The sequence below is a fragment of the Maritimibacter sp. HL-12 genome, from assembly GCF_900177545.1.
Classification (GTDB): domain Bacteria; phylum Pseudomonadota; class Alphaproteobacteria; order Rhodobacterales; family Rhodobacteraceae; genus Sinisalibacter.
In genome coordinates this window covers 18,276-37,904 of sequence record NZ_FXBQ01000001.1, presented here as the reverse complement: position 1 = coordinate 37,904, position 19,629 = coordinate 18,276, and the positions used below count along the sequence as shown (strand labels likewise).

General features: G+C 68.4%; 18 protein-coding genes. 16 read left to right on the top strand and 2 right to left on the bottom strand.

The annotated features are described in order from the left end of the window. Positions 1 to 4: 4 nt before the first annotated feature. The 16 genes from B9Y97_RS00185 to B9Y97_RS00110 all read left to right on the top strand — a co-directional run bounded on the left by B9Y97_RS00185 (position 5) and on the right by B9Y97_RS00110 (position 17,487). A complete protein-coding gene (locus B9Y97_RS00185; protein ID WP_085524871.1) occupies positions 5 to 775 on the top strand; it encodes an SDR family NAD(P)-dependent oxidoreductase in 771 nt (256 codons plus the stop codon). 17 nt (positions 776 to 792) lie between these two features. After that, positions 793 to 1,665 carry a MaoC/PaaZ C-terminal domain-containing protein gene (locus B9Y97_RS00180; RefSeq protein WP_139828174.1) on the top strand — a complete coding sequence of 291 codons (873 nt, stop codon included), beginning with the start codon at positions 793 to 795 and terminating at the stop codon, positions 1,663 to 1,665. Between the two features lie 135 nt (positions 1,666 to 1,800). Continuing rightward, positions 1,801 to 2,835: an ABC transporter ATP-binding protein gene (locus tag B9Y97_RS00175; RefSeq protein ID WP_085524870.1), complete on the top strand. Its 1,035-nt coding sequence runs from the start codon at positions 1,801 to 1,803 to the stop codon at positions 2,833 to 2,835. Between the two features lie 53 nt (positions 2,836 to 2,888). Continuing rightward, positions 2,889 to 4,430, top strand: a complete 1,542-nt coding sequence (locus B9Y97_RS00170; protein ID WP_176224252.1) for an ABC transporter substrate-binding protein — start codon at positions 2,889 to 2,891, stop codon at positions 4,428 to 4,430. A gap of 128 nt (positions 4,431 to 4,558) precedes the next feature. After that, positions 4,559 to 5,404: an ATP-binding cassette domain-containing protein gene (locus tag B9Y97_RS00165; RefSeq protein ID WP_176224251.1), complete on the top strand. Its 846-nt coding sequence runs from the start codon at positions 4,559 to 4,561 to the stop codon at positions 5,402 to 5,404. Between the two features lie 129 nt (positions 5,405 to 5,533). Then, on the top strand, positions 5,534 to 6,568 hold the full coding sequence (locus tag B9Y97_RS00160; protein ID WP_085524867.1) for an ABC transporter permease: 1,035 nt from the start codon (positions 5,534 to 5,536) through the stop codon (positions 6,566 to 6,568). Then, positions 6,565 to 7,476 (top strand): ABC transporter permease, encoded by a 912-nt coding sequence (locus tag B9Y97_RS00155; RefSeq protein ID WP_085524866.1) that lies wholly within the window; start codon positions 6,565 to 6,567, stop codon positions 7,474 to 7,476. The genes B9Y97_RS00160 and B9Y97_RS00155 overlap by 4 nt, the downstream gene beginning before the upstream one ends. Before the next feature lie 17 nt (positions 7,477 to 7,493). Then, positions 7,494 to 8,603: a C45 family autoproteolytic acyltransferase/hydolase gene (locus tag B9Y97_RS00150; RefSeq protein ID WP_176224250.1), complete on the top strand. Its 1,110-nt coding sequence runs from the start codon at positions 7,494 to 7,496 to the stop codon at positions 8,601 to 8,603. A 41-nt stretch (positions 8,604 to 8,644) separates the two neighbouring features. Then, positions 8,645 to 9,835, top strand: a complete 1,191-nt coding sequence (locus B9Y97_RS00145) for an acyl-CoA dehydrogenase family protein (protein WP_085524864.1) — start codon at positions 8,645 to 8,647, stop codon at positions 9,833 to 9,835. Next, positions 9,835 to 10,635, top strand: coding sequence for an enoyl-CoA hydratase/isomerase family protein (locus tag B9Y97_RS00140; RefSeq protein WP_176224249.1), 801 nt, complete (start codon positions 9,835 to 9,837; stop codon positions 10,633 to 10,635). Before B9Y97_RS00145 ends, B9Y97_RS00140 begins: the two co-directional genes overlap by 1 nt. An 82-nt stretch (positions 10,636 to 10,717) precedes the next feature. After that, positions 10,718 to 12,808, top strand: coding sequence for an acetate--CoA ligase family protein (locus B9Y97_RS00135; protein WP_176224248.1), 2,091 nt, complete (start codon positions 10,718 to 10,720; stop codon positions 12,806 to 12,808). Next, complete coding sequence (locus tag B9Y97_RS00130) at positions 12,805 to 14,208, top strand: MmgE/PrpD family protein (RefSeq protein ID WP_085524861.1); 1,404 nt, start codon at positions 12,805 to 12,807, stop codon at positions 14,206 to 14,208. Before B9Y97_RS00135 ends, B9Y97_RS00130 begins: the two co-directional genes overlap by 4 nt. A gap of 14 nt (positions 14,209 to 14,222) precedes the next feature. Beyond that, entirely contained in the window at positions 14,223 to 14,591 is a 369-nt protein-coding gene (locus tag B9Y97_RS00125) for a Zn-ribbon domain-containing OB-fold protein (RefSeq protein WP_085528013.1), read from the top strand. Next, positions 14,588 to 15,736 carry an acetyl-CoA acetyltransferase gene (locus B9Y97_RS00120; RefSeq protein ID WP_085524860.1) on the top strand — a complete coding sequence of 383 codons (1,149 nt, stop codon included), beginning with the start codon at positions 14,588 to 14,590 and terminating at the stop codon, positions 15,734 to 15,736. Before B9Y97_RS00125 ends, B9Y97_RS00120 begins: the two co-directional genes overlap by 4 nt. A gap of 12 nt (positions 15,737 to 15,748) precedes the next feature. Continuing rightward, positions 15,749 to 16,654, top strand: a complete 906-nt coding sequence (locus B9Y97_RS00115; protein ID WP_085524859.1) for an SDR family NAD(P)-dependent oxidoreductase — start codon at positions 15,749 to 15,751, stop codon at positions 16,652 to 16,654. Continuing rightward, complete coding sequence (locus tag B9Y97_RS00110; protein ID WP_085524858.1) at positions 16,654 to 17,487, top strand: creatininase family protein; 834 nt, start codon at positions 16,654 to 16,656, stop codon at positions 17,485 to 17,487. Before B9Y97_RS00115 ends, B9Y97_RS00110 begins: the two co-directional genes overlap by 1 nt. A gap of 22 nt (positions 17,488 to 17,509) precedes the next feature. Here B9Y97_RS00110 and B9Y97_RS00105 read toward each other — a convergent pair whose 3' ends face one another. Continuing rightward, entirely contained in the window at positions 17,510 to 18,826 is a 1,317-nt protein-coding gene (locus B9Y97_RS00105) for an amidase (protein WP_085524857.1), read from the bottom strand. Beyond that, on the bottom strand, positions 18,823 to 19,629 hold the full coding sequence (locus tag B9Y97_RS17845) for an NAD(P)-dependent oxidoreductase (protein WP_176224247.1): 807 nt from the start codon (positions 19,627 to 19,629) through the stop codon (positions 18,823 to 18,825). Before B9Y97_RS17845 ends, B9Y97_RS00105 begins: the two co-directional genes overlap by 4 nt.

Genomic DNA, 19,629 nt, shown 5'->3' with positions numbered 1-19,629 from the left:
ACCCATGGCAAGAACCCCCGACTACTTCAAAGGCAAGACGATCGTCATCACCGGCGCCGGCAGCGGTATCGGTCGTGCCGCCGCTGTGATCTTCGCGCGCGAGGGCGCGCAGGTCGTTGTCGGAGATATCGACGCGGCGGCAGGCGAGGAAACCTGCCGTCTGGTCGAAGCCGAAGGTAGTGCCGCGCATTTCATCAAGACCGACGTGACCCGCCGGTCCGAGGTCAGGGGGCTGATCGAGGGGGCGGTGGCGCGGTTCGGACGGATCCACGCGCTGTTCAATTCGGCCGGATCGGCGCTGCGGCGCTGCACCTTTCTGGAGATCGACGACGAGCTGTTCGAGCGCAGTTTCGACCTGAACGTCAAGGGCACCTTCTGGGGCATGCAGGAAGTGCTGCCGCACATGCTCGAACACGGCGGCGGCGTGATCGTGAACATGGGCAGCATGGCGCACAAGCGCGGCGGGCCCGGCGGGTCGGTGCATTACGCGGCGGCCAAAGGCGCCGTGGTGACAATGACCCTTGGCGTCGCGCGGGAGTTCGCGGATCGCGGCATCCGCGCGCTGTCGGTCTCGCCGGCGAGCGTCGAGACGCCGTTCCTGCAGGCATCGGGCACCTCGGAGGAGATGCAGGCCCGGATCCTCGCGGGGATTCCGATGAAGCGGATGGCGACGGCGGACGAGATTGCCGAGCTCGTCGTGTTCCTGTGTTCGGACGCTTGCGAGTTCATGACCGCGGATACGGTCTATGTCAGCGGCGGAGGCGGGTTCCGCTGAGGGGGCGCGGAGGAGCGATGATCGACTATGACACCCTCAAGGCTTGGCGCTTCGCCCCGGTGCGGCAGCGCTACGACGCGCGCGATTGCCGCCTCTACGCGCTCGGGCTCAACCTCGGTGCTGATCCGCTCGATCCCGATGCGCTGCGCTTTGTGGCCGACGATCCGCCCGATGTTGTCTGCACGATGCCGATGACGCTGGCGCGCCCGGCGGCCTGGCTCGCCGATCCGGCGACGGGCATCGACTATTCCCGCGTGGTGGTGGGCGAAAGCGCCCTGAGGCTTCATGCGCCGCTGCCGCCCGAAGCGCAGGTCGAAGGGCGCCACCGGGTGCTGCGCGTCACCGACAAGGGGGCAGGGCGCGGGGCGCTGGTGACCCTGCTGCGCGAGATCCGCGCAACCGGCACCGGCGAGCTGCTGGCCGAATACGAACAGGTCGCGTTCTGCCGAGGCGACGGGGGGTTCGCGGTGGATGGCCGCCACGACCCCGCGCCCGACCGCCCCGGCTGGGCGGCGCCGGACCGTGCACCGGATGCCGAGATCACCTTGCAGACCGCGCCACAACAGGCCCTGATCTACCGGTTGTCGGGCGACATGAATCCCCTGCATGCCGATCCCGCGGTGGCCCGCCGGGCCGGGTTCGACAGACCGATCCTGCACGGGCTCTCGACGCTGGGCATGGTCGGGCATGCGCTCGACCGCAGATCGCGGATCGCCGGCCGGCCGGGCCTTTCGGGATTGCGCGCGCGGCTGAGCGCGCCGGTCTTTCCCGGCGAGGCCTTGACGCTGGGGATCTGGCACGACGACGGCGCGGCGCTTTTCTGCGCGCGGAACGCGTCCGGGCGGGAAGTGGTTTCGCACGGGGAAGCAAACTTCCATATTATGGATTGACACGAGGGGATGAATGCGCACCAATGGGACGGACTCGGGAAATTTGCGATTTTGGGGCCATAAAAAGCCCGAATGGTGGGGGAGCCAGGAAATTGAATTGCAATAAATGGAACTTTGTCATTGCAAGGGAACGCCATGCTTGCGCTTGACGGCACCCAGCGCTCGGATCCTGCCGGGACCGAGACGCAACGTCCCGGCCTGACCCCGCAGCATGCCGGCGCGCCGCTGATCGAGGTAAGCGACCTGTCGGTGCGTTTCGGTGCGGTCACAGCGGTGTCCTCGGTCAGTTTTTCGGTGGCCAAGGGCGAAGTCTTCGGCGTGGTGGGCGAGTCCGGTGCCGGCAAGTCGGCGACGGCGCGTGCCATCATCGGGCTGTTGCCGCCCACCGCGAAGATCGCGGGCAGCGTGCGCTACAAGGGCGAGGAACTGGTGGGCGCGTCCAAGGCGCGGCTGCGCCAGGCCCGGGGCGCGCAGATCGGATATGTCTTCCAGGATGCGCTGACCGCGCTCGACCCTGTGCGGACCATCGGCGCGCAACTGGTCGAGGTGCTGAACGTGCACGGCCATGTGAGCAGGCGCGACGGGCTGGAGAGGGCCGCCGACCTGCTGGCGGAACTGAAGATCAACGATCCCGTGCGCACCCTGAAGGCCTATCCGCACCAATTGTCGGGCGGGATGCGCCAGCGCGCGGTGATCGCCGCGGCGCTGATCGCGAACCCCGAACTGATCATCGCCGACGAGGTGACATCGGCCCTCGACGTGACAGTCCAGCGAAAGGTTCTCGACCTGTTGCTGGGGGTCTGCGCGGCGCGCGGCGCCGGGGTGATCCTGATTACCCATGATCTGGGCGTGGTCGCGCAGACCTCCGACCGGGTCGCGGTGCTCTATGGCGGGATCGTCGCGGAGGAGGCCGATGTCTTTTCGCTGTTCGACAACCCCCGCCATCCCTACAGCGGCGCGCTCCTCAATTCGATGCCGCGCCTGGGAGATCAGGGCGTGTTCGAGCCGATCCCCGGATCGGCGATCCAGGTGTTCGGGGACTTGCGCGCCTGCCCGTTTGCCGACCGATGCGCCCGCGTTGCCGACGACTGCCGCGCGGGCGTTCCGGCGCCGTTCAAAGAGGGCGGCACCACCTACCGCTGTCTGCACCCGCTGGAGGACACGGCTTGAGCCGTGATGCGGGGCCGAGGGTGGTTCACAACGAACCTAAGGGAGGAACGATAATGAAAACCATTGCAACCGTACAAGCAGGCCTTGTCGGGGCTGCCGCGGCGATGTCGCTGCTGGCGGGATCGGCCAATGCCGAGCCCTCGGGCACGCTGACCATCGGCTGGGCATGGGATCCGGGCACAATGGACCCGCAGATGCACCGCCAGAGGTACACGCAGATCATCTCGCATGCGATGCGTGACAAGCTGTTCTACCAGGAGCCGCCGGGGCTGCAACCCGTGCCGCTGCTGGCGGAATCGGTGACCCAGCTGGATGACACCACCTATGAGGTGAAGATCCACGAGGGCGTTCTGTTTCACAACGGCGACGAGCTGACCGCCGATGACGTGGCCTTCACGTTCCAGCGGCTCTGGGATCCGGCGACGGAATCGCCGCGGGCACGCATGGGCAACATGGCCAATGTCGAGAACGTCGAAGTGGTCGACCGCTACACGCTGCGCTGGACGACGAAGGTGCCCTTCGGCCCGCCGTCGACGGCCGTGGTGGGGATGCATTTCACCGGGCAGGAAATCCTTCACAAGGCCACCTATGAGGACCTGTCCATGGACGAAGCGCGCACCCATCCGCCGATCGGCGTGGGTCCGTTCAAGTTCGTCGAATGGGTTCCGGACCAGCGTGTGGTGATGGAAGCGTTCGAGGATTACTGGCAGGGCACGCCCAAGGTCGAGCGGATCGTCTGGCGCAGCATCCCCGAGGAATCCACCCGGGTGGCCGAACTGCTGGCCGGATCGGTCGACATGATCCACCCGGTCACGCCCGATTTCGTCGACCAGCTGCGTGGCGGCGACATCAAGCTCGAGGTCGTTCCGGGCACCTACATGCGCATGTTGATGATGAACGTGCGCGAAGGCTCGCCCTTCCACGATCCCGAGGTCCGGCGCGCCATGAACCACGCCATCGATCGCGATGCCATCGTCGAATACATCTATGACGGGCTTGGCGTGGCCAACTGGCAGGTCGCCGGCAGCGGGCAGGCGGGCCATATCGACGGCTACAAGCCATTCTCGTATGACCCGGACGTCGCCCGCCCGGTGTTGTCGCAGATCACCGAGCCGATCGAGATGCTGGTCGAGCCGGAGTGGGAGCTTGCCGCGGAAGTGGTGGCCGAGCAGTTGCGCACATACGGCATGTCGGTCACCGCCACGGTCGTCGATCGCGCCACCTTCAACGCCACCAACGAGGCCGGCGATTTCGACCTGTTGTTCGCGGGCGGCGGATATGGTTCCGGCCAGTTCACCGGGGCCTATTACAACAACCACTTCGAATGCTCGCGGCTCGAGAACGACAGGATCCGCACCGGCTTCTGCGATCCCGACCTCGACGCCAAGGTGCTGAACGCGATGCAGACTACCGACGAGGCGGAAAGTGCTGCGCTGCTCGAAGATGTCATCCGCGACCTGACCGAGGTGCACATGCCGTGGGTGCCGCTGTTCAGCCCGGCCGACGTCTGGGCGATGCAGCCGCATGTGGAAGGTTTCACCGGGTCTTCGGCGGGTCAGTATTTCGACCTGTACAAGGTGTCGGTCGAAAACTGAGCAAACCTGCCACCGCGCCGCCGGGGGCGGCGCGGTGGTGCAGAACACAAGGAGCGCGACGTGACGCACAAGGGCGTGAAATCCATGAGCCTGGCACCTTCGCGCCGGCACCTGCGGGGTGCCGGGGCATGATCGCGGCACAGCCATACGCCGGCCGAGAGCGCGCCGGCGCCCTGCTGGAGGTACGCAATCTCTGCAAGAGCTTCCGGGTGGGGTCGGAAACCTTCACCCGCGCGGCGCTGGTCAAGGCGGTGGATGACGTGACGTTCAGGATCGAGCCGGGCAGCACCATGGGGTTGGTGGGAGAATCCGGGTCGGGCAAGTCCACCGTGGCCCGGATGATCACCCGGTTGATCCGTCCCGACAGCGGCGAAATCCTGATCGACGGACAGGATATCGTGACCGGTGGCGCGGCGGGCAAACGGTTTGCACGGCTGGTGCAGATCGTGTTTCAGGATCCGACATCCTCGCTCAACCCGCGCTGGAAGGTGGGCGACCTGATCGGTGAGGGGGTTCTCGTGCACCGGCTGTGCCCGAGATCGGAAATACGCAACCGGGTTGTCGCGCTGGCCGGGCGCTGCGGGCTGGATGTCGACAGCCTCGATCGTTTTCCGCACGAATTCTCCGGCGGCCAACGGCAAAGGATCGCGATCGCCCGGGCTTTGGCGGTGGAGCCGAGTGTCCTGGTTCTCGACGAGCCGGTCTCGGCCCTCGATGTGAGCGTCCAGGCGCAGATCCTGGTGCTGCTGCAGGAACTACAGGCCGCCTTCGGCCTGACTTATCTGTTGATCGCGCATGATCTGGCCGTCGTCGAACGGTTCTGTTCGCATGTCGCGGTGATGCGGCTCGGGCGGATCGTCGAGGCCGGGTTGCCCAGAGACATCCACGAAAACCCGAAAGACCCCTATACCCGATCGCTGGTCGAGGCCCACCCGGTGCCCGACCCGCATCGGCGAAAGGCCATGACAGCATGAAACGAAGAATGCGCATGGATCCGGCGATGACCCCGCACAGGGTGATGGCCGGAACCTGACCCACCCCTTCAGACGAGACGCCGGGCTGCCTGTCGATGCGGCCGAGATAGAAACGAAAGGCACTGCTCCGTGATAAACTTTGTCCTGCACCGCTTCGGTCAGACCCTGATCGTGCTGTTTGGCGTCACCGTGATCATCTTCTTCGTGCTGCGGGTGATGCCGGGCGACCCTGTCGGGCTGATCTTCGGTGAAGGCGACGACATGGACCTCGGCGAGTCGCGCCGGCTGTACGAAGAGCAGCTTGGCCTCGATCAGCCGCTCTACGTCCAGTACGCCAAGTTCCTTGGCGAGATTTCGCGTGGCGAGTTCGGCACCTCCTTCGTGCGCGGCGGCGAACCGGTGATCGAAATGGTCGGCCGCGCGCTGCCGCTGACGATCGAGCTGTCGGTTTTCGCGCTGCTTATCGCGCTGGCGATCTCGGTCCCGATCGCGATCCTCTCGGCGCTGAAACAGAACACGATCTGGGATCGTGGCGGAACCGCCTTCGCGCTGATCGGGGTGTCGCTTCCAAGTTTCTGGCAGGGCATCATGCTGATCATGTTCTTCGCCGTCTGGGCGCCGATCTTCCCGGTCAGCGGCGTGATGGATGCCCATCTGAGAATCGACAGGATCACCGGAGCCCCGATCACCGACGCGGTGCTGACCGGCAACTGGGAGGCGGCCTGGTCGGTGCTGCGGCACATGGTCCTGCCGGCGATCACCCTCGGCACCGGGATTTCGGGCCAGTTCGTGCGGGTGCTGCGCTCGAGCCTGCTGGAGGTCAAGCATCAGGATTTCATCGACGCCTTGCGCGCCCGCGGCATTTCCGAGCCGACGGTGGTGCGCCACATGCTGCACAACGCCTTGCCCACGACCGCCGTCATCATCGGGCTGCGGATCGGGGCGCTCCTGAGCGGCACGATCGTGATCGAGACGGTGTTCGCCTATCCGGGCATGGGTTTCCTGCTCATCCAGGGGATCAACGCGCGTGATTTCCCGGTGGTTCAGGGCGTCGTGGTGCTGCTGACGGCAATGGTGATCGCCGCGAACCTGTTGGCCGACATCCTGCACGGAATGCTCGACCCGCGGGTGAAATTGTCTGGTGGCACGGGGAGCGGGGCATGAAAGGTTTGCTGGATTTGAGGGGGCGCCAACTGCCCAACCCGATCGTGGCGCTGGCGATCGCGGTGATGGTCGGCTTCGCCCTGGTGGCGATCCTGGCACCGCTGATTTCGCCACACCCGCCCAATGCCCAGTCGCTGATGTTGCGGCTGCGTCCGCCGGGCACCGAGGGATACCTGCTGGGGACCGATCAACTCGGCCGGGACGTGTTGTCGCGCATGATCTATGGCGCCCGCATCTCGCTCAGCATCGGGGTGATCGTGATGGTCCTGACGGCGATGGTCGGGGTCGCGATCGGGCTGGTTTCGGCCTATTTCGGCGGCTGGCTCGACACGATCATCATGCGGATCGTCGATATCTGGCTGGCGTTTCCGTTCCTGGTGCTGGCGATCGCACTGGTGGCGGTGCTGGGGCAGGGGCCGGACAAGATCGTGCTTGCGCTGGTGCTGAGCAGCTGGCCCGGCTTCGCCCGGCCGGTGCGCGGAGAGGTGCTGCAATTGCGCGAACGCGAATACACGCTGTCGGCGCGCGCGCTGGGCGTGTCGCCCTTCGGCATCATGTTCAAGCACCTGTTGCCGAACATCATGCCGACGATCCTCGTGCTCTCCGCCATCGACCTTGGCTACAACATCCTCGCGCTGGCGTCGCTGTCGTTCCTCGGTCTCGGGATGGGGGCCGAAACCGCGACCTGGGGCGGCATGCTGTCATCGGGGCGGAACTATGTCGCCACCTCGTGGTGGCTGGCGGCCTTTCCCGGCGTGGCGATCTTCCTTGTCGTGATGTCGTCGAACCTGATCGGCGACTGGATCCGCGACATCTATGACCCGCGCTCGCCGTTCCGGGCGGCGCGAAACCAGGCTGCGGGAGAGGCCCGCGCGGCCCGCGACGCCGCGGCCGAGCCCAACGTCTGACCATGAGGATCGAGAGCATGAACGCTGTCCATGACGTCATCCCCCCGGCCGCCTTTCCGTTCCTTCGCACTGAAGGTGCCCCCGCGGATGTCGGGCGCGCGCATGGCCGGGCTTTCGGCGACCGGGTGCTCGCGAGCGTCGGTGTCTACCGGCGCAAGTTCGATGCCATCGGGCTGCCCTGGGACAAGGCGCTTGCCTTTGCCGGGCGCAACATCGACTACCTGCGCAGCCTCGACCCGGCACTGGTTGCCGAGATGGACGGCATCGCCGAAGGTGCCGAGGTGCCGGCCGAGGAGATCTACCTGATCAACATCCGCACCGGACTGACCCGTATGGTCGAGGAAGGGACCGACGAGGATCACGAATGCACCACCGCCGCCATGCTGGGCGAAGCCACCGCCGACGGCCACACCCTGATGGCGCAGAACTGGGACCAGCACGGCGATTGTCAGGCCAACACGGTGGTGATCGAACAGCATATCCCGGGTGAACCGGCGCTGCTGTTCATCACCGAGGCCGGGATATTGTTCCGCCACGGGATGAACGATGCGGGCGTGGGCGTGGTCGGCAATGCGCTGCGCACGAACCGCGAGAAACCTGCCGACCGGGCAACCACCTCGCACATCGCGCGCCGCCGGGCGCTGCGCTGCACCACCTTCGATGCGGCCGTGCAGGCCCTGCGCGATACGCCGCGGTCCCATTCCGGCAACCACATCATCGCCGCCGACGGCCAGGGCGCGGTCGATGTCGAGGCGGTGCCCGGCGAGACCTTCCTGGTGCATCCTCGGGACGGGATCGTGGTTCACTCCAACCATTTCCTGAACGCCGATGCCTGCGCCACCCTTGAGGATCGCGGCCGCGCCAGCCACCCGGACACGCTGTTTCGGGATTGCCGGCTGCGCGATGCGCTGTCGGCGCGGCGCGGTGCGATCACCATCGCCGACGTGCGCGCCGCGCTGGCCGATCATCACGGTTTCCCGGTTTCGGTCTGCCGTCACCCGGACCCGGCCGCCGAAAGCAATGGCTACACGCTGGTGTCGTCGGTGATCGACCTGACGGCACGGCGGATGTGCACCGCCCCGGGGCCCGCCTGCGTGGGCACCTATACCGAATACGCCTTCACCTGAGCGCGGCCTGCCTGCGCCCCAACCGAACAGATGGACCCGACATGGATTTCGAACTGACAGACGAACAACGCATCTTTTCCGATATGGTGCGCAACTTCGCGTTGCGGCACCTGAAGGACGGCGCGCTGGAACGTGCCCACAAGGAGGAGTTCCCCAAGGAACTCAAGAAGTTGTTCTATGACAACGGATTACTGGGCATCACCATTCCCGAGGCCGACGGCGGGCAGGGCGGCACGTTGATGGATGCGGTGCTGGCGATCGAACAGATCGCCGCCGTCTGCCCGCGCAGCGCCGATATCATCCAGGAAGGGAATTTCGGGGCGATCCGCACGCTGGCCCAATATGCCACGCCAGACCAGAAGGAGCGGTTTCTCAAGCCGATCCTCGAGGGCCGCGAGGTGATCGCCGTCGGTATGACAGAGCCCGACGCCGGCAGCGCCACCACCGATCTGAAAACGACGGCCACGCCCGATGGCAACGGCTTTCGCATCAACGGCTCGAAAGTGTTTCCGAACCCCTTCGCCGATATCTACCTTGTCTACGTCCGTTTCGGCCCCGGTGTCGGCGGGATCGGGTCGGTGATGCTGCGCCGCGATACGCCTGGATTCAGCTTCGGCAAGACCTCGAAGTTCATGTCGGGCGCGGCCTGGGCGCCGATGTTCTTCGACGATGTCTTCGTCCCGCCCGAGGACGTGCTCTTGCCCGCCGGCGGGTTCAAGAAACAGATCTCGGGCTTCAACGCCGAACGTGTCGGCAATGCGGCGCGGTCGCTCGCCTACGGGCGCTATTGTTTCAACGCGGCCCGGCAATATGCGCTCGACCGGGTTCAGTTCGGCCGGCCGTTGTGCGAATTCCAGGGGCTGCAATGGAAATTCGCCGAAATGATCGTCGCGCTCGAGGCGGCACAGCTGCTTCTGTATCGCGCCGCCAGCAAGGCCGACCGTGGCCTGCCCTCGCCCGAGGATACCTCGGTGGCCAAGCTGATGTGCAACCGGGTGGGGTTCGATTGCGCGAACGAGGCGGTGCAGGTCATGGGCGGCATGGGATATTCGCACGAGACGCTTGTCGAGTACTGCTTCCGCCGGTCGCGTGGCTGGATGATCGCGGGCGGGTCGATCGAGATGTTGAAGAACCGATTGGGTGAAATGGTGTTCGATCGCCGCTTCAGCCAGCGCCCGCCGCGCCCGCAGGAAACCGGCGGGGCCAAATCCCCTGCAACCGGAGGCGCATGATGGGACAGGATACGGTTATCGAAAAGGCGGGCCTTCTGCTCGACTCGCCGTCGCCGGGGGTTGCCGAGGTGCGGCTGAACCGGCCCGAGAAGCTCAACGCGCTGGACGAGGCGACCTATCGGGCCCTGACCGAGGTGTTCCAGCAGTTGCATGAAGACCCCGCGGTGCGCGCGGTGATCCTGTGCGGTGCCGGGCGCGGCTTCTGTTCGGGCTCGGACATCGGGGCGATGCTGAAGACCACCGGGCCGGCGGCGCGGGCGCGGCTGCAGCGTCGGCACGCCACGGTGCAGGCGATCTATCGCATCGAGAAGCCGGTGGTGGCGGCCGTCCACGGCCCCGCGGCGGGGATCGGTTTCTCGCTGGCGATGGCGAGCGATCTGATCCTGGCCGCCGAGAATGCCTATTTCCAGCAGGCGTTCACCAATGTCGGGCTGGTGCCCGATGGCGGCTCCGTCTTCTTCATGGGGCAGCGCCTCGGGGTCGCACGGGCGAAAGACCTTGTGATGACAGGCCGCCGACTGGGCGCGCAGGAGGCGCTGGACTGGGGCGTCATCAACCGGGTGCTGCCGGAAGCGCAACTGATGGACGAGGCGCGCGCGCTCGCCGCTGAACTGGCCGCCGCGCCGACCTTCGTGCTCGGGCTTGCGAAAAAGATGTTCGCGGCAACCTGCGCCCCGTCGCTCGAAACGGTCCTCGAGATCGAAAGCTACGCGGCGGATGTGGCCCGGGCCTCGAACGACCATCGCGAAGGCGTAATGGCCTTCCGCGAAAAGCGCAAACCGCTGTTCACGGGGGAATGACAGGCGGCCCGGCGACCGTGGAAGAGCGCCGGGGCCAGCAACGGGACGGGCAGGCAGGATGACGACAGGAACGATGACGCAGATGACGACAGGAACCCGCAATCTGGGCGATTGCATCTTTCGCCCGCGCAGCGTGGCATTGATTGGGGCGTCGGCCGATCCGGCCAAGAACAACGCGCGCCCGCAGCGCTATCTGGCCGAGGCCGGGTTCCGGGGGCAGGTGCTGCCGATCAACCCGTCGCGCAGCGAGGTGATGGGCCAGCCCGCCTATCCGACGCTGGACGACGTACCCGGCGACATCGACCATGCCTTCGTGATGGTGCCGGCCGGCGCCGTCGAAGCGGTGATCGAGCAATGCGTGCGCCGGAAGGTGCCGGTTGCCACGATCTTCACGGCCGGCTTTGCCGAGACCGGTCCCGAGGGCGCGGCGCTTCAGGCCCGGATTGTCGAGAAGGCGCGCGCCGGCGGGGTGCGGCTGCTCGGGCCCAATTGCATCGGGCTGGTGAACGTGCATGGCGCCTTGCCGCTGACCACCAACGCCGCCCTGCTCAAAGAACGCCTCGTGGCGGGCCCGGTGTCGGTTGTTTCGCAAAGCGGCAGCATGCTGGGCAGCTTGTTGACCCGGGCGGCGGCGCGCGGGATCGGCTTCGCCAAGATGGTGTCGATCGGCAACGAGGCCGATCTGTCGGTGGGCGATATCGTCTCGATCCTCGCGGAGGATGACGAGACCAAGGTAATCTTGCTGTTTCTGGAAACCATCCGCGACGGGCCGGCGCTGGCCGCGGCGGCGCGGCGGGCCTTCGCGGCGGGCAAGCCGGTGATCGCCTATAAGCTCGGACGGTCGGCGCTCGGGCGGCGGATGGCGGCGTCACACACCGGCGCGATGGTCGGCGCCGACGAAGTCGCGCAGGCGTTCTTCCGCGCCCACGGCATCCTGCGGGTCGAAACCATGGAAGGGCTCGTCGAACTGCCGCGTCTTGTCGAGGGGCATGCCCCGCCCCAAGGGCGCGGCGTCGCGATGCTGACGGCGACGGGCGGCGCGGCGGCGATGATCGCCGACCGCCTCGGCACGATGGGCGACACCGTGCCGGAACCACCCGAGGCGCTGCGGGCAAAGCTTGCCGCGGCCGGGATCGAGATCTCCGACAACCCGCTGATCGACCTGCCGATGGGCACCGGCGAGGGCGGGCGCTACGCGCGGATCCTGACCGAGCTGATGGCCAGCGATCATTGCGATGCGGTGATCTCGGTGATGGGCTCGTCGGCGCGATCGAAACCGGCGATGATCTGCGAACGGGTGACGGGCGCGACACTGGGTGCCAAGCCGCTGGCGGTGTTCCTCGCGCCGCAGGCCGACGAATGCCTCGGAATGCTGCACGAGGCCGGGATCGCCGGGTTTCGCACGCCCGAAAGCTGCGCCGACGCGGTGCATGCCTACCTGCGCTGGCGGGCACCCGAGCCGACCCCCGCGGTGCCGGAGGCGGATCTGGCGGCAGCCAGGGCCTTCGCGTCCCGCACCGCGGTCTGGGATGAACGCGCCGCGGCCGGCCTTTTTGCGGCGATCGGCGTGCCGGGGCCCGAGGCGGAGGTTTTCCGGCCGGGGCAGGCGGCACCTTCGCTGAGCGGGCCGCTGGCGGTGAAGGTGCTGTCGCCCGATATCCTGCACAAGACCGACGCCGGGCTTGTCGCGCTCAACGTCGCACCGGCCGAGCTTGAGGAAGTCGCCGGCCGCCTCCTGTCCCGGGCCGCCGACGCGGCACCGGGCGCACGGCTCGACGGAGTGCTGGTTCAGCCGATGATGCGTGGCCTTGCCGAGGTGATCCTGGGATGGCGCCACGATGCCGAGGCCGGGCCGGTGGTGGTGCTCGGCATGGGCGGGACCATGGCCGAGCTGCGCCCGCAGATCTCGGTGCGCGTGGCCCCGGTCGACAGCGCGACCGCGCGCGGGATGATCGCGGACCTGCCCGACCTGCGCGCGCTCGACGGCTATCGCAACCTGCCGCGCGGGGATCTCGAGGCGCTGGCCGAGGCGGTCGTGCGGTTCTCCCGACTGGGCCTCGCGGTGCCGGGGCTGGCCGAGGCCGAGATCAATCCGCTCCTGGTGTGCGAAGAGGGCGCCGGGGTGGTCGCGCTCGACGCGCTCGTGGTGATGGCGGGGGAGGACAGGCCATGAGCATGGCTGGCGAAGCGAACCTGAACTCCGTCGCGGGCGACAGCCTGTCGGGGCTCCTCGCAAACCATGTCGCGGGGCTGCGAACCAGCGATCTGCCGCCCGAGGTGGTGCAGGCTTTCCGCCGCGTGCTCGTCGATTATCTTGCCTGCGCGCTCGCCGGGACCGGGATGCCGGTGACCCGGGCCTTGACACGCTGGGCCGAGGCCCAAGGTGCCCGGCCGGTGGCCACACCGATCGGATCGCGCACCGGGATGTCGGAGTCCGAGGCGGCGTTCGTGAACGGCGCGGCGGCCCATGCGCTCGATTTCGACGACGGGCAGACCCGCGGCTCGGTTCATCCCGGCGGGGTGGTGCTGTCGGCGGCCTTCGCGGCGGCCGAAGCCGGGAAGGCCGACATGAGCCGGTTCATCGCGGCGGTCGTGGCCGGCTATGACGTGACCTTGCGGGTGGCGTCGGCGATCCATCCCGCCTCGGCCGGCCTTGGCTGGCACAACACGCCGGTGGCCGGGGTGTTCGGCGCGGCGGCGGTGGCGTCACGGATGCGCGGGCTCGACGCGCGGACGACCCGCCATGCGCTTGGACTGGCCGCGAGTTTCGCCGGCGGGTTGCGCCAGTACCTTCACGACGGGGCCGAGGTGAAACGCCTGCACCCCGGCAAGGCCGCGCGCGACGGCATCGTCTGTGCCGGGCTGGCCGCCGAAGGTATCACCGGCGCGGTGGAATGCCTCGAGGGCAGGCACGGGCTGTTTCACGCCACGGTCGAGGGCCGGGCCGATCCGACGCAGATCACCGACCGGCTCGGGCAATGGCACCCGATCACCAGCGCCTATTTCAAGCCCTATCCCTGTTGCCGCCATTACCACGCCGCGATCGATGCGGTGCTGGAGCTCCGGCGCGACCATGCGCTGTCGTCGGGCGATGTCGTCGGGGTTGACGTCGGGCTCTACGAGGTTGGCGCGCGCGGCCATGATCATGTCAGCGCAAGCAACCTGCTCGAAGTGCAGATGAGCGCACCCTGCGCGATGGCGGCGGCCCTTATCCACGGGCAGATCGGGGTAGCCGAACTCGACCCGGCCGCCTTCGCCGCACCCGAGCCGCAGCGGCTGCTAGCGGCAACGCGGGTTTTCGTCGATCCCGAATGCGAAAGCGCCTATCCGGGCCGTCGTAGCGGTGTGGTGACGCTGGTTCTCAACGACGGGCGAAGGCTGACGCGCCGGGTGCTTGATCCGCGCGGCGAGGGCGACAACCCGATGTCGGACGACGACCTGTCGGGCAAGTTCCTCGCCAATGCCGGGCCGGTGCTGGGCGCGGCGCGGGCCGAATCGGCGCTGGCCGCCCTCTGGGCCGCTGGTCCGTGCGGCGACCTGCCGGCGCTGCGGGCGCTGCTGGTGCCGGCATGAACGGGGGCGAAACCATGTCGCCACGGGCGCGATTCCTGGACGCCGCCGCGCGCGGCGAACTGGCGTTTCAGCGTGGGGCCAACGGCGAGGCGGTGTTTCCGCCCCGGCTGGTGGCCCCGGCCGGGGTGTCCGAGCCGCTCGAATGGGCACGGTCCGACGGTCTGGGCGCGGTGCATTCGGTGACGCTGGTGCATCCGCGCGGCGAGCCGGTTTTCGCGCTGGCGCTGGTCGATCTCGACGAGGGGTTTCGCATGATGGCCCGTGTCGATGCCGACGACCCCGCAACCGTTGCGATCGGCACCCGGGTCCGGGTGGGCTTCCGGGCGCTCGATCCGGACGGCCCGCCGCTCCCGATCTTCACGCTGGCGGAGGGGGAGGCATGAGCGCGCGCGGCAGTGTCGCCGTGGTGGGCGTGGCGGAATCAGACCTCGGCCGGGTGCCGGATCACACCTCCCCGGCCGATCTCATGGCGCAGGCGGTGAGCCGGGCGCTGGCCGCCTGCGGCTTGCGGCTGGAGGATGTGGACGGCCTTTTCGCCACCACGTCGCAACTGCGGATGGCGCCTCTGGCCCTCGCCGAATACCTCGGCCTGAAGCCGCGCTACTTCGACGGCACCAATATCGGCGGTTCCTCGTTTCAGGCGCATCTTGCCCATGCCCATGCGGCGCTGGATGCCGGCCTGTGCGACGTCGCGGTGATCGCCTATGGCAGCACCCAGCGCTCCGTCAGCCGCGCGGCGGCGGCCCCGCGCGAAGTCAACCCGTGGGAGACGCCGTATCGCCCGATCCTGCCGACCTCGGCCTATGCGCTGGCGGCGGCACGGCACATGCACGAATACGGCACGACCCGCGCGCAACTGGCGGAAGTCGCGGTGGCGGCGCGGAAATGGGCGCTGCTCAACCCGGTGGCCTGGGAGAAAGAACCCCTCGGCATCGACGAGGTGCTGTCGGCGCGGATGATCAGCACGCCGCTGACGGTGCGCGATTGCTGCCTTGTGACCGATGGCGGCGGCGCGATGGTTCTCGTTCGGTCCGACCGGGCGCGCGATCTGGGCGTCACGCCGGTCTTTGTTCTGGGCCATGGCACTGCGCTCGCGCACCAGTCGATTTCCTGCATGGAGGACCTGACGACGACGGCGGCCGTGCACTCGGGCGCCGCCGCCTTCGCCATGGCGGGCACCGGGCCCGACGAGATGGATGTGACGATCCTTTACGATGCGTTCACGATCACGCCGATCCTGTTTCTGGAGGATCTTGGCTATTGCCCCAAGGGCGAGGGCGGGCATTTCGTTTCGGGCGGTGCGCTGGCCCCCGGCGGGCGGCTTGCGGTCAACACCAATGGCGGCGGGCTTTCCTATTGCCACCCCGGCATGTGGGGCATCCTCGGGATGATCGAGGCGGTGCGGCAATTGCAGGGCGGCTGCGGCGCGCGCCAGGTGCCGGGTGCGGGGCTGGCGCTGGCGCATGGCAACGGCGGCGTGATGTCGAGCCAGTGCACGGTGATTTTCGGAACGGAAGACACGCTTTAGGAGGAGGTCGGGATGCTGCTGGAAGGCAAGGTGGTGATCGTTACCGGGGCGGGGCGCGGGATCGGCAGGGCGATCGCGCTGGCCGCGGCGGGCGAAGGCGCGCGGGTCGTGGTGAACGACATCGGCGTGGGTCTTGGCGGCGATGCCGAGGCGGAGAACCCCGCCGATACGGTGGTGGCCGAGATCGGGGCGGCGGGGGGCGTGGCCATCGCCAACCGCGACAGCGTGGCCGAATGGGACGGAGCGCAGGGCCTTGCCGGCGCCGCGATGGAGGCGTTCGGCCGGATCGACGCGGTGGTGAACAACGCGGCCATCCTGCGCGACACGATCTTCCACCGGCTCACACCCGAAGACTGGAACGCGGTGATCCAGGTCAACCTCAACGGCGCTTTCTATGTCAGCCGCGCGGTGATTCCGCAGATGCGCGAACAGGGCGCCGGGGCGTTCGTGCACATCATCTCGAATTCCGGCCTGGCGGGGAATTTCGGGCAATCTGCCTATGCGGCCTCGAAGGCGGGGCTGGCGGCGCTGTCGAAATCCATCGCCATCGATGCCGAGCGTTTCGGGGTTCGGTCCAATTGCGTTGCGCCATCGGCCTGGACGCGGATGACAAGCTCGATCCCGGACACGCCGGAAAATCGCGCCCGGATCGAGCAGCGCAAGCAGGTGACACCCGACAAGAACGCGCCGCTGGTGGTCTACCTGGCCAGCCCCGCGGCCGAAGGGGTGAGCGGCCAGATCTTCGCCACCCGGATGAACGAGATATTCCTGATGAGCCAGTCGCGCCCGATGCGCGGCATTCACCGCGACGGTGGCTGGACCCCGCAAAGCGTGGCCGACCATGCGATCCCGGCGTTGCGGCCGAGTTTCTACCCGCTCGAGCGCAACGAACACGTCTTTCCCTGGGATCCGGTGTGATGGCGGAGGCCGCGGGCGCGTTGCCGTCGCCCCTGTGGGCCGAGTTGACCCGGGACGAGATCGCGGCCGCGGCGGAGGTCGGCGCTCTGGTGGTGATCCCGGTCGGCGCGACCGAGCAGCATGCCGGCCACCTGCCCACCGGGACCGATACCAGAACGGCCTCCGAGGTCGCGGTGCGGGCGGCGAGGCTGTCGCGCTGCCCGGTGCTGGTGGCCCCGGCGGTGCCCGTGGCGTTTTCACCGCATCACGGGGCCTGGCCGGGAACGCTGACCTTGCAGCTTGGAACCTTGCGGGCGCTGCTCGACGATCTGACCGGCAGCATCGCGCGGGCGGGGTTCGCGCGGCAATTGCTGGTGAACGGGCATGGCGGCAACCGCGGCCCGCTGATGGCGATCGCCGCGGAATTCGTCACCTGCGGCCGCGCCGTGGGAGTGGTGGATTACTTCGCCCCGGCGATGAAGGAGGCGATGGCGCTGTTGCAGGGCGACGCACGCGGCGTCACCCATGCCGGCGAGGTCGAGACCGCGCTGATGCTGGCGTTGAGCGCGCCGGAGGCGCAGGCGCGGATTGCTGCGCGGGCGGCGGGCCTTGCCCCGCGGTTTCGCGGGGCGCAGGTCGCCGCGCGCGGCGAGGCCAATCCGATCGTGGCGGCAGGGGCGTGGTGGCCGTCGATCTATGGCGCCGGCGATGTCGGCTACAGCGGCGATCCGGCCGCGGCCACGCTGGAGACCGGCACCCGGTTGCTGGACCTCTATGCCGAACGGCTGGCAGACTTCTTTGCCGAATTCGCGGCGGCCGATCTGGCGGTCGGCGGGATGCCCGCACGCGGGTGACGCGGCCCGCGGGCGATGACGGTCAGGCAGCGGCCAGCGCCGTTTCGATATCCGCGGCCCAGCCAAGCAGCGCCTCGTCGCCGCCCCTCGGCGCCACGATCTGCAGGCCAAGCGGTAGGTGGCCGCCAGGAAGGCAGCCGCAGGGCAGGCTGAGGGTGGGCTGGCCGGTGTAGGTGAATGGCTGGTTCATGATCGAACTGCCGGTCGATGCGATCCCCGCCGGCGCCGGTCCCGGAGCAGCCGGCGAGAGCAGCAGATCGACCCCGGCGCGGGCAAGATCGGCGTCGGCGATGCGCCGCCGTTCCGGCAGACCGGCACGCAGCTGCGCGACCCGCCGAGGCGGGATGTCCTGCCCCATTTGGATGCGTATGGCAGTGTAGTCGGAATAGAGGGCCTCGTGGCGGGCAAACCAGTCGCCGTGGACCTGTGCCAGTTCGCCGAGCGCCAGATCGCGCCGTTCGGCGCGCAAGGTGTCGAGACCGGCCGGCAGGTCGACCTCGCGCAGGGCGTAGCCGCGCGCGCCCAGCCGGGCGAGCACCGCCTCGAACGCCTGCCGCGCTGCCGGTTCGACCGGATCCATGAGCGCACCGCTGGTAATGCCGAGCACCGGCAAGCGGCGCTGGGCCGCCTGTACCCGGAGCGCGTCCCAGCCATCGCAAAGCCATGCGGCGACGGCGTCGGCGGCAGCGACGTCGGCGGTGAAGATCCCGACGTGATCCAGCGACGGGGCATAGGGCACGATCCCCGCCACGGCGATGCGGCCGAAACCGGGTTTGAACCCGACAATGCCGCAATAGGCCGCCGGGCGGATCACCGAGCCGCCGGTCTGGGTTCCGAGCGCGATCGGGCAATAGTCCGCCGCAACCGCCGCTGCCGAACCGCTGCTCGACCCGCCGGGGGTATGGGCGGTGTCGCGCGGGTTGCGGGTCGGGCCGGGCTGGCCCAGCGTGAACTCGGTGGTCACCGCCTTGCCGAGGATCAACGCGCCTTGCGCCCGCAGGCGGGTGATCACCGTCGCCTCGGGGCCGGCGAAGGTCTCGGGCGGCAGGCGCGACCCGGCGCGGGTCGGCAGACCGTCGACCCGGATATTGTCCTTGACCGCGACGGCCAGGCCGAAGAGCGGCGGGCGCCCGGTTGGGTCGGGCCAGGTCTCGGCAAGTTCCTTGGCCGCGCGGTGCAGCCGCGCGGCGCGTCCGGGTTCGGACAACAGCGCCTGCAACTCCGGCTCGGCGCGGTCGACCCGTTCAAGGATCGCGTCGACATGGTTGGCAAGGGGCAGGGCACCGCTGCGCAGGGCGGCCGACGTCGCCGCCGGCGGGAAGGCGGCGGCGGGTCTCATTTCTTCCCGGCAAAGGCGGCCTGCACATCCGCAATGCCCCGGCAGAGGCTGTCGCCGAGCCCGATGGCGTCGGTCATCGCCGCGGCCTCGCGCATTTCAGCGCTGCGGCGGCGGCCGTGGAGCACCACGCGGCCGTGCATCTTTTCGGCCAGTTCGGGCCAGTCCATGCCGGGATAGCTGCGCGCGAGGCTTGCAAAGACCTCGGCCTCGACATCCCAGTGGCGGGCGCTTTCGCGCGACTGGATCATGATCGCCTCGAGTCCCTTGATGACAATGCTGCGGCACAGCTTCATCGCCGAGGCGCGGCCGGTGCCGCCGGCCACCGGGGTGATGTTCATGCCGAGCGGGTTGAGCTTTGCTGCCAGGTCCGGCGCATGTACCCCGCCGCCGAGGATCGGCACCCCGAGACCGGGCCCCGGCACCGTGGCCATCACGGCGCCTTCGACGAAATGCGCGCCACTTGGGGTGATGGCCGCGGCCGCGGCGATCTTGGTTTCAGGGGCGGCGGAGTTGATGCAGAAAAATGTCTGGCCGGGCCGCAGGTAGCCTGCGGCCTCCTCCGCAACCGCGCGGGCCTGGTCGGCGGTGACCGCCGAGATTACGATCTGCGCGCCGTCGGCCGCGTCGGCGGCATTGGCCGCGATCCGCACGCCGAGGTCGCCGGCCCGTGCCACCCGCGCCGCGGCGACGGGCTGGCCGAACAGGATATCGTAGGTGGCGACGGGCGCACCACCGGCGCGCAGGGCTTCGGCCCAGATCTGGCCAACCTCGCCATAACCGATGATCGCAATGCTGGGGGGCAT

What these genes read in the sequence shown, in the direction of transcription:
- B9Y97_RS00185 (WP_085524871.1), top strand. Translation starts at nt 5, where the DNA reads ATGGCAAGAACCCCCGACTACTTCAAAGGCAAGACGATCGTCATCACC.
- B9Y97_RS00180 (WP_139828174.1), top strand. Translation starts at nt 793, where the DNA reads ATGATCGACTATGACACCCTCAAGGCTTGGCGCTTCGCCCCGGTGCGG.
- B9Y97_RS00175 (WP_085524870.1), top strand. Translation starts at nt 1,801, where the DNA reads ATGCTTGCGCTTGACGGCACCCAGCGCTCGGATCCTGCCGGGACCGAG.
- B9Y97_RS00170 (WP_176224252.1), top strand. Translation starts at nt 2,889, where the DNA reads ATGAAAACCATTGCAACCGTACAAGCAGGCCTTGTCGGGGCTGCCGCG.
- B9Y97_RS00165 (WP_176224251.1), top strand. Translation starts at nt 4,559, where the DNA reads ATGATCGCGGCACAGCCATACGCCGGCCGAGAGCGCGCCGGCGCCCTG.
- B9Y97_RS00155 (WP_085524866.1), top strand. Translation starts at nt 6,565, where the DNA reads ATGAAAGGTTTGCTGGATTTGAGGGGGCGCCAACTGCCCAACCCGATC.
- B9Y97_RS00150 (WP_176224250.1), top strand. Translation starts at nt 7,494, where the DNA reads ATGAACGCTGTCCATGACGTCATCCCCCCGGCCGCCTTTCCGTTCCTT.
- B9Y97_RS00145 (WP_085524864.1), top strand. Translation starts at nt 8,645, where the DNA reads ATGGATTTCGAACTGACAGACGAACAACGCATCTTTTCCGATATGGTG.
- B9Y97_RS00140 (WP_176224249.1), top strand. Translation starts at nt 9,835, where the DNA reads ATGGGACAGGATACGGTTATCGAAAAGGCGGGCCTTCTGCTCGACTCG.
- B9Y97_RS00135 (WP_176224248.1), top strand. Translation starts at nt 10,718, where the DNA reads ATGACGACAGGAACCCGCAATCTGGGCGATTGCATCTTTCGCCCGCGC.
- B9Y97_RS00130 (WP_085524861.1), top strand. Translation starts at nt 12,805, where the DNA reads ATGAGCATGGCTGGCGAAGCGAACCTGAACTCCGTCGCGGGCGACAGC.
- B9Y97_RS00125 (WP_085528013.1), top strand. Translation starts at nt 14,223, where the DNA reads ATGTCGCCACGGGCGCGATTCCTGGACGCCGCCGCGCGCGGCGAACTG.
- B9Y97_RS00120 (WP_085524860.1), top strand. Translation starts at nt 14,588, where the DNA reads ATGAGCGCGCGCGGCAGTGTCGCCGTGGTGGGCGTGGCGGAATCAGAC.
- B9Y97_RS00115 (WP_085524859.1), top strand. Translation starts at nt 15,749, where the DNA reads ATGCTGCTGGAAGGCAAGGTGGTGATCGTTACCGGGGCGGGGCGCGGG.
- B9Y97_RS00110 (WP_085524858.1), top strand. Translation starts at nt 16,654, where the DNA reads ATGGCGGAGGCCGCGGGCGCGTTGCCGTCGCCCCTGTGGGCCGAGTTG.
- B9Y97_RS00105 (WP_085524857.1), bottom strand. Translation starts at nt 18,826, where the DNA reads ATGAGACCCGCCGCCGCCTTCCCGCCGGCGGCGACGTCGGCCGCCCTG.
- B9Y97_RS17845 (WP_176224247.1), bottom strand. Translation starts at nt 19,629, where the DNA reads ATGCCCCCCAGCATTGCGATCATCGGTTATGGCGAGGTTGGCCAGATC.